The sequence below is a fragment of the Alloprevotella sp. oral taxon 473 str. F0040 genome (assembly GCF_000318095.2).
Lineage (GTDB): Bacteria > Bacteroidota > Bacteroidia > Bacteroidales > Bacteroidaceae > Alloprevotella.
In genome coordinates this window covers 130,525-142,972 of the sequence record NZ_KB290716.1, presented here as the reverse complement: position 1 = coordinate 142,972, position 12,448 = coordinate 130,525, and the positions used below count along the sequence as shown (strand labels likewise).

Below are 12,448 nucleotides of genomic sequence, written 5' to 3'. Positions count from 1 at the left end.
TAGAAATGCACGGTATATTGAAATTTAATTGGGGGGTTCCTTGTAAGGAATGAAGGTTGTTGTTATCTTTGCATCGATAAACTTAATAACCTATTTCAATCTATTTCAATGAAGAACTTCCTACTATGTGCATGTTGTTTTTCTCAAGATGGCAGTGAATGGATTGGCCGTATTTTGTATTGATAAGTATTGATTGAATATGTTCTTTCTAACTTCTTCTACCGATAGGCTAGGCGAATTTGTAGCTAGTGCTCTTGGTCTTTTTCTTAATTCTCTTATTCCAATAAGTATACCATCGACACATTACAAACCAGAACCCAAGTTTGCTGCTGAGGTCGGAGTGCTGAGTGGTGTCAGCTATGAACAGCCCATTGGCGGAAAGTTTTCTGCCGTTGGAAAACTTGGCCTTTCGATGTCTGACGAGGGAAACCCTTGGACGTATGCGGGATTTCAACCAACTGCCGAACTCGGACTGCGCTGGTATTTTGCAGGCATCACCGAAAACGAGAATAACGAAGGGAGTTATTTTGCGGTTCGCACCCAATTGGCATATCAACGGTTGGCATTTATCAAGTCCTACCCCGAAGAGCATAACCAACTCTACACCTATAGTGTGAGTCTTGTAGGGGAACGATCGTGGAATATCAACGACCGCTGGGCGATCAAGACACAAATAGGGATTGGCAATATTTGGAATGTTGAAAGTAAACGTCAGAAATGGGAGAATCGTAATCTTGATGGCTATCACGTTGGCAATGAATATGGAACGTTTTGCCCCGCGGACATCGGTGTGACTTATCGCTTCTAAACATAGCATTTTCTCCTCTACTCGTATAGATATAGCGCAGCAAGTGGGCAGTTATGCCTGCGTGCTGCGCTGTTTGCAGAAAGAAGATAGGTTGCGTTTTCGCGTTTTGCGGTGCGAAAGTGGACGTGTGCTAGATAAAAACTAGCGAAAAATCGTGCCCAATACATAAAAAATTGTACCTTTGCAGATACGTAAGACGATGAATCGTGAACATAGTCACCAATCTAAATCATTGGCATAACATGTTTTCCATTGAGAATCAGTGTATAAAGCACGAGAAATCGGATTGTAATCTCTCTGTTTCTTGAAGCGCACGCCTACCTTTTAGGCGTGCCTGAACCGTTTGTGGACACTTGTCCATTCCTTTTTCCTTACCATGACAGGGCAGTAACGGCCTTTTAGGCTGATAAATAAGACTCTTAAAAAAATAACAATTTAAATATCTCCACTTAGCACAATGAACTTTACCCTTTTTGTCACAGCGTTGCTGACGGGACTCGGGTTTGTAGGTCTCGTGTCGGTGCTCGTAAAGCTATTGGCACCTCGCAGCTTCAATGCCCAAAAGGAAGATCCCTTTGAGTGCGGTATTCCCACTCGCGGACGCTCGTGGATGCAATTTCGTGTAGGCTACTACCTCTTTGCTATCCTCTTCCTCATGTTCGATGTGGAGACCATGTTCCTCTTCCCATGGGCTGTCGTGATGCGCACGCTCGGTCCTGCGGCATTGTTGAGCATTGGTTTCTTCTTGTTTATCTTAGTTCTAGGACTTGCCTATGCCTGGAAGAAAGGAGCTTTAGAATGGCAATAAATAAACGACCCGAAATTAACAATATCCCCTACGAAGAGTTTCAAGACAACGAGACGCTCGAAAAGCTTGTTCAAGAATTGAATGAGAATGGGGTAGGCGTGATGGTCGGTCAGCTTGACCAACTCATCGACTGGGGCCGCAGTAATTCTCTCTGGCCTTTGACTTTCGCCACTAGTTGCTGCGGTATCGAGTTTATGGCTGTGGCTGCTGCACGCTACGACATGGCTCGCTTCGGATTTGAAATCACCCGCAACAGTCCTCGTCAAGCCGACGTGATTTTGGTGAATGGTACGATTACCACCAAAATGGCTCCCGTGTTGAAACGCTTGTACAACCAAATGCCCGATCCTAAATATGTGGTGGCTATTGGTGGTTGCGCCATCTCTGGTGGCCCCTTCACCAAGAGTTATCACGTGGTGAAAGGGGTGGACAAGGTGATTCCTGTGGATGTCTTCGTGCCTGGATGCCCTCCACGTCCCGAAGCCTTCTTGTATGGTATGATGCAGTTGCAGCGCAAAGTGCGTGTGGAAAACTTCTTCGGCACAGTGAACCGCAAGGAAGCAGACCCCTACAAGAACGAGATGCAACAAGAATATAAAGAACTGCTTAACGAACAGGAGGAAGCATAATGGAAGAAAAAGAACAATTGACGCCTCAAACGGAAAATACCGCCGCGGAAGTTGCTCCCAAGGCTGCTGAAAATGTGTCTCCTGCGGCAGAAAATAATGCTGTGAGTGCAGTCGCTGCACCTGCAGCAGAAGCAGTGACCCCTGAAACTAAGGTGGAAGAAAAGAATGAAGCCCCCAAGGCTGAAGCTCCAGCGCCAAAGGTGGAAGAAAAGACTGCCACCACTGAAGCACAACCCACTCCAGCTCCTGCACAAGAAGCTGCTCCCAAGGCAGAAACTCCTGCACCAAAAGCAGAAGATAAGCCCGCGGTGGCTGAAAAGCCTGCTGCCGAAAAGCCTGCAACAGCGGAACAACCTGCTGCGGCTGCTCCTGCTGCTCCACGTCCTGCACGCCCTGCTGCGCCACGTCCAGCGGCAAAACCAGCAGAACCTGCAAAGAATGAGGTGAAAGCTGAGGTGGTAGCTCCCAAGGAACTGCACGATAAACTGGCTGCTCTCAAAGCAGAAGGCTACACTTTCCTCGAAAATCTCACTGGTGTAGACTGGGGAGAAGAAGGTATGGGTGTGGTATACACCGTTTCTAATGCTGAGACTTTCGAGATGAAGCATATCAAGGCGGTGGCAGAGAGCAAGGAAGAGCCTTACCTCGACTCTGTTTGCGACCTTTGGGACATTGCCAATTTCTACGAACGTGAAGTTTATGACTTCTATGGCATCAAGTTCCTCAATCACCCCGATATGCGCCGCATCTTCTTGCGCGAAGACTGGGTGGGACACCCCTTCCGCAAGGACGATAAGCCTGAAGAACACAACGAAGAAATCGCTGTTGGCGATGAACCTATCTCTGATTTGGCAGTGTGCTACACGCTCAATCAAGATGGCACGCTCAACAAAACCGAAACTCCACTTTTTGCAGAGGATGATTATGTAATCAACCTCGGTCCTCAACACCCCTCAACGCACGGTGTGTTGCACTTCCGCACGCGCATCGATGGTGAAACGATTACGAAAATCGACCCACACCTCGGATATATCCACCGCGGTATTGAGAAAATCAGCGAAGAACTGACCTATCCTCAGACACTCGCGCTCACCGACCGTATGGACTATCTTGGTGCGATGCAAAACCGCCACGCACTCTGTGCTTGTATTGAACAGGCTATGGGCGTGGAAGTGAGCGATCGTGTGCAAGTGATTCGTACCATCATGGACGAGTTGCAGCGTATTGACTCTCACTTGCTCTTCTTCTCTTGCTTGTGTCAAGACATGGGTGCGACCACGGCCTTCCTTTATGGATTCCGCGACCGCGAACTCATCTTGGACATCTTTGAAGAGACTTGTGGTGGCCGCTTGATTCTCAACTACAACATGATTGGTGGTTTGGCCTATGACATTCACCCCAACTTCCAAAAGCGCGTGAAGGAATTCATCGTGACGATGCGTAAGAATCTCCAAGAGTATGACGACATCTTCACAGGCAATGTGATTTTCCAAACACGTGCGAAGGGCGTGGGTATTATCACCAAGGAGCAAGCCATTTCGTTTGGTTGCACTGGTGGCACTGGACGTGCCTCTGGTTGGAGCAACGACTTGCGTAAGCATCGCCCCTATGCTGCTTATGATCGCGTAGAGTTCAATGAAGTGGTGCGCACCGAAGGCGACAGTTTTGCACGCTATATGATTCGTCTCGACGAGATTCGCGAATCGCTCCATATCATCGAACAACTGATTGACAACATTCCTGAGGGTAACTTCGCTGAGAAGATGAAGCCCGTGATTAAACTACCTGCTGGTTGCTACTATTCAGCTGTAGAGGGAAGCCGTGGTATCTTGGGTGTTTATCTCGAGAGTCGTGGTGATAAGTTCCCCTATCGCTTGCACTATCGCGCCACGGGTCTGCCGCTTGTGGCAGTGATGGACACGGCATGTCGTGGCAATATGATTGCCGACTTGATCACTATCGGTGGAACTATCGACTATGTAGTGCCCGATATCGACCGATAAAGCGAATTTCTCTCAAGAATTAACCCAATAACAAAACATATTATGTTTGATTTTTCTGTCGTGACGACTTGGCTGCACAGCTTGCTCTCTGGATGGATGGGAGATAGCTTGGCAATCTTGGTGGAAAGCGTGCTGGTAGCGTTGGTTATCATCACCATCTACGCCATCTTCGCCATCATCATGATCTACGCAGAGCGTAAAGTCTGCGCAGCTTTCCAGTGCCGCATTGGACCAGACCGTGTGGGTAAGTGGGGCTTGCTACAGGTGATAAGCGACGTGCTCAAGATGATGACCAAAGAAGTCATCAATTTCCGTAAAACCGACCAATTCTTGCACCGCATCGCGCCTTTCCTCGTGGTGACGGCTTCTATGGTCACCTTCGCGTGCTTGCCTTGGAACAAAGGCGCGCAAATCATTGATTTCAATGTGGGCGTGTTCTTCTTCCTAGCTGTGGGCAGTGTGGGCGTAGTGGGCATTCTGCTCGCTGGTTGGTCTTCCAACAACAAGTTTGCGCTTGTCGGTTCGATGCGTGCAGGTGCACAAATCATTTCCTATGAACTCTCCATCGGTTTGGTCATGCTCAGCATGATTTGCCTCACCGGAACCATGAGTTTCTCTGAAATTTGCCAACAACAAGCCGAATTTGGCTGGAACATTTTCCGTGGTCACATTGTGGCAATTCCTGCTTTTGTGATTTATCTCATTGCCGGTAATGCTGAATGTAACCGTGGACCTTTCGACTTGCCTGAAAGTGAAAGTGAATTGACCGCTGGTTACCACACCGAATATTCCGGCATGGACTTCGGTTTCTACTATCTCGCCGAATACCTCAACATCGTCATCTGCGCGGGTATGGCAGCCACCATGTTCTTGGGTGGTTGGGCTCCCCTCGTAGTGCCAGGTTTGGATGGATTCAACGAAGTGATGGCTTACATCCCTGGCTTTGTATGGTTCATCGGTAAGACATTCTTCGTCGTAGCTTTGTTGCTCTGGATCCGCTGGACATTCCCTCGTTTGCGTGTCGATCAAATCTTGCGCCTAGAGTGGAAGTATTTGATGCCTATGTCAATGGTGCTTCTCGTGTTGATGGCAGTACTTGTTAGTTTCGGTTTGACTTTCTAATCTCACCTCCAAATAGATATAACAATGGAAAATCAAAATTATTTCTCTGGACTTGTAGGAGGTGTGAAGAGCTTGCTCACGGGATTGAAAACCACGATGCGCGAGTTCTGGACGCCTAAAATCACAGAGCGTTACCCCGAAAACCGCAAAGAGAACAAGATGTTTGAGCGTTTTCGTGGACAACTCATCCTTCCGCACAATGAACTCAACCAACACAAGTGCGTTGGTTGTGGAGTTTGTCAAAATGTATGTCCTAATGATACCATCATCATCGAAACAGAGATGCTGGAAGATCCTGAAACAGGACGTAAGAAAAAGGTGCTGCTCAATCATATCTACGACCACGGTCGCTGTATGTATTGCATGCTCTGCGTGACGAGCTGTCCTCATGGTGCATTGGATTTTGACAATGAATTTGAATATGCTGTTTTCGATAGAACCAAATTGGTGAAACATTTGAATCACCCTGGTTCGGTGGTGCAGCCTAAAAAGTAATCTAATAAACTCAGCAAAATGAACGCATACAATATTATGTTTGTGGTGCTTGCCGTGCTGATCCTCTGTTCTTCCATCGCAACGGTGGTGACCAAGAGCATCATTCGCGCAGCCACTTATCTGCTGTTTGTGCTGCTTGGCACTGCTGGATTGTACTTCCTGCTGGGCTACACCTTCCTTGGTTCGGTGCAAATCATGGTTTACGCTGGAGGCATCATTGTGCTTTATGTGTTTTCCATCTTGCTCACCAGTGGACAGCAAGAACAACTCACCAAGGGCAGTCGCCTGAAAACCATCAGTGCTCTCGTGCTTAGCCTCGTAGGTTTAGCCGTGGTTGGTGGTATCTTCTGGGCACATGGTTTCGGTGATGTCTTCCTTACTGCGCCTTCAGAAGCTGCAGTGCCTTCGATGCACGACATCGGTTACCACATGCTTTCAGGCGATAAGGGCGGATATCTCCTACCTTTTGAAGCCGTTTCAGTGTTACTTCTCGCGTGTATCGTGGCAGGTCTTGTCATTGCGCGTAAGCGATAACTTCAACATTCAGCAATAACCCTCTACATTCAGAACAAAACATTATGATACCTATCGATTGTCTTCTAGCCGTATCGGCTGTTATGCTGTTTGCTGGCATCTATGGTTTCCTCACGCGTAAGAGCACATTGGCGATTTTGCTCAGCATCGAGTTGATGCTCAATGCTGCCGACCTCAACTTTGCGGTCTTCAATCGCCTATTGTTTCCTGGTGGACACGAAGGTCTCTTCTTTTCCATCTTCGCGATTGCCATTGCCGCAGCAGAAAGTGCCATCGCCATTGCCATTATGATCAACATCTATCGTCACCTCAACAATCTCTCTGTAGACCAGTTGAAGAAGATGAAGTGGTAACGACTCAAAGCAACTATAAACAATGGATTATACTATCTTTATCCTCCTACTTCCTCTCCTCTCCTTCCTCTTGATTGGTGTAGTAGATCTCGACATCACCAAGACTGGCAAGGTGTGGAGCCACAAAGCAGCAGGACTTATCGGTACCATTTCTTTGGCTTTGGTGACGATATTGTCTTACGCGACAGCCTATCAGTACTTCTTCGGTACTGAACGTCTGGCTGATGGCACCCTTCCTACTATGGTGCCTTACAACATTACTTGGCTGCCGCTCGGTAATCTCCACTTCGACCTCGGAATTCTTCTCGATCCCATCTCTGTGATGATGCTCGTGGTCATCTCCACTGTGTCGTTGATGGTGCACCTTTATTCCTTCGGTTATATGCACGGTGAGCGTGGTTTCCAACGCTACTATGCCTATTTGAGCCTCTTCACCATGTCAATGCTCGGCTTGGTGTTGGCGACCAACATCTTCCAAATGTATCTTTTCTGGGAGTTGGTGGGTGTTTCTTCCTATCTCCTCATCGGATTCTACTACACCAGTCCTGCAGCTATCGCAGCTTCCAAGAAAGCCTTCATCGTCACTCGCTTTGCCGACATGTTCTTCTTGGTGGGTATCCTGATTTTCGGGTACTATGCTCAGAGCTTCAACTTCTCTTTCACGGAGAACATCCAATACGGTGCTGGAGCTGCTGCCTTCCTTCCTGTTGCTATTAGCAAAGAAGTAGCTGCAGCGAGCTTCCTCATCCCCACCGCTTTGGTGTTGATGTTCATTGGTGGTGCTGGTAAAAGTGCCATGTTCCCCCTTCACATCTGGTTGCCCGATGCGATGGAAGGCCCAACGCCTGTGTCCGCCTTGATTCACGCTGCTACGATGGTCGTTGCGGGTGTCGTACAAATCGCCCGCATGTTCCCCATGTGGATGGAATACGCACCATCTTCTCTTTCGATTGTCGTATGGGTAGGTGCAATCACCGCATTCTATGCCGCTGCAGTGGCCTGTGTGCAAAGTGACATCAAGCGCGTACTCGCGTTCTCTACGATTTCACAAATCGCCTTTATGATGGTAGCCCTCGGAGCTAGCCTTCCTGGTCACGAAGGAGCCTTGATAGACAATCATGCTTCCCTCGGTTACATGGCGGGTTTGTTCCATCTCTTCACGCACGCCATGTTTAAGGCTTGCCTCTTCTTAGGCGCAGGTTGCATCATCCACGCTGTCCACAGCAACGAAATGAGCAAGATGGGCGGATTGCGCAAGTATATGCCGATCACCCACATCACCTTCCTCATTAGCTGCTTGGCCATTGCGGGTATTCCAGGACTTTCTGGTTTCTTCTCCAAAGATGAGATCATCACCGCCTGCTTCCACTACAGCCCCGTGCTTGGTTGGTGGATGACCATGGTAGCTGCCATGACCGCCTTCTATATGTTCCGTCTCTACTACGGCATCTTCTGGGGCCAAGATAATAGCGAGCAATACGCACATCACACTCCCCACGAATCGCCTTGGACCATGACGCTCCCACTCATCATCTTGAGTGCCATCACCCTCTTTGCTGGTTGGATGCCTTTCGGACATTTCGTTTCTGCAGCTGGCACAGCTTACGACATCCATTTGGATGCTAGCGTAGCCATCACCAGTAGTGTGATTGCCGTGTTGAGCATTGCCCTTGCCACCTACATCTATGCTGGCAAGAAGCAACCTATTGCAGAAAAGATGCACGCAGCTTTGCCCCATCTTCACCAGTGGGCGTTCAAGCGTTTCTATATGGATGAAGTATACCAATTCGTAACGCACCGCATCATTTTCCGTTATATCTCTCGTCCCATTGCATGGTTTGATCGCCACATCATTGATGGCTTCTTCGACTTCTTGGCTTGGGGCACGCAGCGTCTCTCACTCTGCATCCGAGGCTTGCAAAACGGAAGTGTGCAAACTTACGCATTCGTCTTCCTCCTCGGCACTTTGGTGCTCTTACTCATCATGATACTCTAACATCACGACTATGAATTTTCTTTCGATATTCGTACTAATTCCCCTTTTGATGCTGCCCGCGCTATGGATTGCGCGCAGTCTCAATCAGGTTCGAGGCGTCATGGTAGCCGGGAGCACCGCCCTCTTGGCACTTTCCGTCTATCTTGTCTTCGCATTCCTCGATGCGCGCGCGCTCGATCCCCACAGCGAAATGCTTTTCGTCAGCAGTGTAGAGTGGTTTCCTCCACTTCACATCAACTATACCGTAGGAGTTGACGGCATCAGCGTAGCCATGTTGCTCCTCTCTGCCATCATCACCTTTACTGGTACTTTCGCTTCTTGGCAACTCAAGCCATTGACCAAGGAATACTTCCTCTGGTTCACCCTCCTCTCCATGGGTGTGTTTGGCTTCTTCATCACCACCGACATGTTCGCCATGTTCATGTTCTATGAAATCGCACTTATCCCCATGTATCTCCTCATCGGAGTGTGGGGTAGCGGTCGCAAAGAATATGCAGCTATGAAGCTCACCCTCATGCTTATGGGCGGTTCTGCGTTCCTCATGTGCGGCATCTTCGGCATCTTCTATGGTGCAGGTGGTCAAACCATGAACATCATCGACATCGCCAACCATACCAACGGGGCGCACGCCATTGCCACCAACTGGCAGTTGATTTGGTTCCCCATGACTTTCGTAGGTTTTGGTATCCTTGGAGCCTTGTTCCCCTTCCACACTTGGTCACCCGACGGTCACGCTTCTGCACCTACTGCAGTTTCTATGCTCCATGCTGGTGTCTTGATGAAGCTCGGTGGATACGGATGTTTCCGCATCGCCATGTATCTCTTGCCTGAGGCTGCCAACGAACTCAGTTGGATTTTCCTCATCCTCACGGGTATCTCTGTGGTCTATGGAGCTTTCTCTGCTTGTGTGCAGACCGACCTCAAATACATCAACGCGTATTCATCGGTTTCTCACTGCGGACTCGTGCTCTTCGCTATCTGCATGGCCACCGAAACCGCTAGCACAGGTGCCATCCTTCAGATGCTTTCTCACGGATTGATGACGGCACTCTTCTTTGCGCTCATCGGTTTCATCTATGGTCGCACCCACACGCGTGACATCCGCGAGTTGGCAGGCTTGATGAAGATTATGCCTTTCCTCGCTGTCTGCTATGTCATCGCAGGTTTGGCTAACCTTGGTCTTCCCGGTCTTTCTGGTTTCGTAGCCGAAATGACCATCTTTGTAGGGTCGTTCGAGAACACCGGCACGTTCTACACCACCATGACCATCATCGCTTGTACCTCCATCGTCATCACCGCGGTCTACATCTTGCGCCTTGTCGGTAAAATCCTCTATGGAGTGCCTACCAATGAGCATCATCTCCAACTCACTGATGCCACATGGGACGAGCGTTTCTCTGTCATCGTTCTCATCTTGGCAGTAGCAGGCCTCGGTCTTGCCCCATTCTGGGTGAGCAATATGATCCAAGGTGGCGTGCATCCTGTGATTCACCAGCTCCAACAAGCAGGAAGCATCCTATCCAGTCACAGTAATCCCTTTTTGTAAACTCCTAAACTCATCAATACAGCATGGACTTTTCACAGTTTCTTAGCATGCAAGCAGAACTTTCACTTCTCGCAGTGATTGTTATCCTCTTCATTGCTGACCTATTTATGAGTAGCGAAGGCAAGGAGGGAAAAGGCATCTACAACACTCCGTTGCCCATCATCCTTTTGGCAGCGCACACATTGTTGAATCTCGTGCCCACACTCAGTGGCGATGCAGCCACCACCGCTTTTGGTGGCATGTACGTCACCACCGCCATGAGCGGCATTGTCAAGTCGGTGCTCAGCATCGGCACGCTCATCACCTTCTTCATGGCACATAGTTGGATGTCACGTCAGGAGAATTTGGTGAAACAAGGTGAGTTCTATCTCATCACGCTCTTCACCCTCCTCGGCATGTACTTCATGATCTCCAGCGGACACTTCCTCATGTTCTTCATCGGACTTGAGTTAGCCTCCATTCCCATGGCAGCTCTCGTGAGCTACGATAAGTATCGCTACGAAAGTGCCGAAGCAGGCGCCAAGTTCATCTTGCTTGCCCTCTTCTCTGCTGGCTTGTTGCTCTATGGTCTCTCCATGGTCTATGGTGGCACAGGCACCTTGTATTTTGACGGAGTCTTCGCTCTCCTAGGCGAAGCCAACGCATTCACTCTCCTCGGCATGCTCTTCTTCATCACCGGCATGGGCTTCAAGATTTCTCTTGTTCCCTTCCACCTTTGGACTGCTGACACTTACGAAGGAGCACCCACCGTCGTTACGGGCTTTTTGAGCGTGATTTCCAAGGGTAGTGCTGCCTTCGTGCTCTTCACTGTGCTCACGAAAGTGTTCTCGGCTAACGGTGGTCTCTTTGAAGCATGGAACATTGCCTTCTTCTGGATCATCATTGCCTCTATCACCATTGCCAACCTCTTCGCCATCCGCCAGAAGAACCTCAAGCGTTTCATGGCTTTCTCTGCCATCTCTCAAGCAGGTTACCTCGTGCTCACTCTCATGGGCGGCACAGCGCAAGGCATGACTTCTATGGTCTTCTACCTTTTGGTGTATTTGGTAGCCAATATGGGTGCATTTGCCGTGATGAATGTTGTGGAACAAAACAGCGGACTCATCGGCATAGACGACTACAATGGACTATACCGCACCAATCCCAAGCTCTCGTTCATCATGACGCTCTGCTTGTTCTCCTTGGCAGGTATTCCTCCCTTTGCAGGCTTCTTCTCGAAGTTCTTCGTCTTCATGGCAGCTTTCCACGCAGGTTATCATTGGTTGGTGCTCATCGCCTTGATCAACACGGTGATTTCACTCTACTACTACCTCCTCATTGTGAAAGCGATGTACATCAATCCCAACGAGAACCCCATTGCCACTTTCAAGAGCGACTGTTATTCTCGCACTGCCATCGCCATTTGCGTAGCAGGTGTTATGCTCCTCGGCATCTTAGGTTGCGTTTACAGCTATCTTGACACCTTCTCTTACGGTGTTTTTCGCGCTTTTTTGTAATGCGCTTCTCATAGCATAAACGCAGTTTCTCACATATTTAATGGTGGACACTTCCTCGTGAAGTGTCCACCATTTTCTTTTCGTGTTCCTATTGCTCCATCAATACAATAATGCTCTGTGAGCGCTCTTGTGTCATAAAGGCTATTTCCTCACAAGAACTCCGACGTTTCTCGAAAAACGTCCGAGAATTTTCCATAAACGTCGGAGTTTTTTTTGACTTTTCTCCGAGATAATTTTGAAAATCTCCGACGTTTTTTCAGAGTCCTCCGAGTTTATCATATAGAGGTGTGGTGCAGAGCAACGTAGATGATGGATAGAGTTCTAGATTTAGGACACGATTCACTATATCTGTAGGTTTTTTCAACTTAAAGAGTACGCCCTACGCGCCAATTTCTATGTCAGTGACATGAATGCACGATGATGGCTAGGGCAAAAGTTCAGATTCTTGGCTAAATGCTTGGTGAGGTGTGATTTTATTTTTATTTTTGTGGCAAGAATAATTGATGGACTCTCTAAAACATTGGACTATGGCTACTTTTATTCTTTTGATGTGGGGTCTTGCTCTGGCTCTCGGTATCTTCGCTCTCTGGGCCACTTTCTGGGTGGTCTTGTTTGTGGTTGTACTCTTCAGAGTAGCTCATCAAGATTTGGCTTATCG

Annotated in this window: 11 protein-coding genes; all 11 read left to right on the top strand. The window is 48.6% G+C overall.

The genetic code is table 11. From position 1 onward, the window contains the following. Positions 1 to 199: 199 nt before the first annotated feature. The 11 genes from HMPREF9999_RS04770 to HMPREF9999_RS04715 all read left to right on the top strand — a co-directional run bounded on the left by HMPREF9999_RS04770 (position 200) and on the right by HMPREF9999_RS04715 (position 11,790). Positions 200 to 808 (top strand): DUF3575 domain-containing protein, encoded by a 609-nt coding sequence (locus HMPREF9999_RS04770; RefSeq protein WP_009437300.1) that lies wholly within the window; start codon positions 200 to 202, stop codon positions 806 to 808. Positions 809 to 1,265: 457 nt separating this feature from the next. Beyond that, positions 1,266 to 1,616 (top strand): NADH-quinone oxidoreductase subunit A, encoded by a 351-nt coding sequence (locus HMPREF9999_RS04765; protein ID WP_009437298.1) that lies wholly within the window; start codon positions 1,266 to 1,268, stop codon positions 1,614 to 1,616. Then, complete coding sequence (locus HMPREF9999_RS04760) at positions 1,607 to 2,245, top strand: NADH-quinone oxidoreductase subunit B (RefSeq protein ID WP_009437297.1); 639 nt, start codon at positions 1,607 to 1,609, stop codon at positions 2,243 to 2,245. Before HMPREF9999_RS04765 ends, HMPREF9999_RS04760 begins: the two co-directional genes overlap by 10 nt. Before the next feature lie 443 nt (positions 2,246 to 2,688). Further along, positions 2,689 to 4,248, top strand: coding sequence for an NADH-quinone oxidoreductase subunit C (locus HMPREF9999_RS04750; protein ID WP_044063175.1), 1,560 nt, complete (start codon positions 2,689 to 2,691; stop codon positions 4,246 to 4,248). Positions 4,249 to 4,290: 42 nt separating this feature from the next. Next, the gene (gene nuoH, locus HMPREF9999_RS04745) at positions 4,291 to 5,370 is read left to right on the top strand and encodes an NADH-quinone oxidoreductase subunit NuoH (RefSeq protein WP_009437295.1); all 1,080 of its coding nucleotides are present in this window, start codon (positions 4,291 to 4,293) and stop codon (positions 5,368 to 5,370) included. Positions 5,371 to 5,394: 24 nt separating this feature from the next. Then, positions 5,395 to 5,865 (top strand): 4Fe-4S dicluster domain-containing protein, encoded by a 471-nt coding sequence (locus HMPREF9999_RS04740; protein WP_009437294.1) that lies wholly within the window; start codon positions 5,395 to 5,397, stop codon positions 5,863 to 5,865. 18 nt (positions 5,866 to 5,883) lie between these two features. Next, on the top strand, positions 5,884 to 6,399 hold the full coding sequence (locus HMPREF9999_RS04735; protein WP_009437293.1) for an NADH-quinone oxidoreductase subunit J: 516 nt from the start codon (positions 5,884 to 5,886) through the stop codon (positions 6,397 to 6,399). 44 nt (positions 6,400 to 6,443) lie between these two features. Continuing rightward, the gene (nuoK, locus tag HMPREF9999_RS04730) at positions 6,444 to 6,752 is read left to right on the top strand and encodes an NADH-quinone oxidoreductase subunit NuoK (RefSeq protein ID WP_009437292.1); all 309 of its coding nucleotides are present in this window, start codon (positions 6,444 to 6,446) and stop codon (positions 6,750 to 6,752) included. Between the two features lie 22 nt (positions 6,753 to 6,774). Next, positions 6,775 to 8,748, top strand: coding sequence for an NADH-quinone oxidoreductase subunit L (gene nuoL / locus HMPREF9999_RS04725; protein WP_009437291.1), 1,974 nt, complete (start codon positions 6,775 to 6,777; stop codon positions 8,746 to 8,748). Between the two features lie 10 nt (positions 8,749 to 8,758). Then, positions 8,759 to 10,294, top strand: coding sequence for a NuoM family protein (locus HMPREF9999_RS04720; RefSeq protein ID WP_009437290.1), 1,536 nt, complete (start codon positions 8,759 to 8,761; stop codon positions 10,292 to 10,294). Between the two features lie 23 nt (positions 10,295 to 10,317). Then, entirely contained in the window at positions 10,318 to 11,790 is a 1,473-nt protein-coding gene (locus HMPREF9999_RS04715) for an NADH-quinone oxidoreductase subunit N (protein WP_009437289.1), read from the top strand. Positions 11,791 to 12,448: the final 658 nt, after the last annotated feature.

What these genes read in the sequence shown, in the direction of transcription:
- HMPREF9999_RS04760 (WP_009437297.1), top strand. Translation starts at nt 1,607, where the DNA reads ATGGCAATAAATAAACGACCCGAAATTAACAATATCCCCTACGAAGAG.
- HMPREF9999_RS04720 (WP_009437290.1), top strand. Translation starts at nt 8,759, where the DNA reads ATGAATTTTCTTTCGATATTCGTACTAATTCCCCTTTTGATGCTGCCC.
- HMPREF9999_RS04735 (WP_009437293.1), top strand. Translation starts at nt 5,884, where the DNA reads ATGAACGCATACAATATTATGTTTGTGGTGCTTGCCGTGCTGATCCTC.
- nuoH (WP_009437295.1), top strand. Translation starts at nt 4,291, where the DNA reads ATGTTTGATTTTTCTGTCGTGACGACTTGGCTGCACAGCTTGCTCTCT.
- HMPREF9999_RS04740 (WP_009437294.1), top strand. Translation starts at nt 5,395, where the DNA reads ATGGAAAATCAAAATTATTTCTCTGGACTTGTAGGAGGTGTGAAGAGC.
- HMPREF9999_RS04765 (WP_009437298.1), top strand. Translation starts at nt 1,266, where the DNA reads ATGAACTTTACCCTTTTTGTCACAGCGTTGCTGACGGGACTCGGGTTT.
- HMPREF9999_RS04770 (WP_009437300.1), top strand. Translation starts at nt 200, where the DNA reads ATGTTCTTTCTAACTTCTTCTACCGATAGGCTAGGCGAATTTGTAGCT.
- nuoL (WP_009437291.1), top strand. Translation starts at nt 6,775, where the DNA reads ATGGATTATACTATCTTTATCCTCCTACTTCCTCTCCTCTCCTTCCTC.
- nuoK (WP_009437292.1), top strand. Translation starts at nt 6,444, where the DNA reads ATGATACCTATCGATTGTCTTCTAGCCGTATCGGCTGTTATGCTGTTT.
- HMPREF9999_RS04715 (WP_009437289.1), top strand. Translation starts at nt 10,318, where the DNA reads ATGGACTTTTCACAGTTTCTTAGCATGCAAGCAGAACTTTCACTTCTC.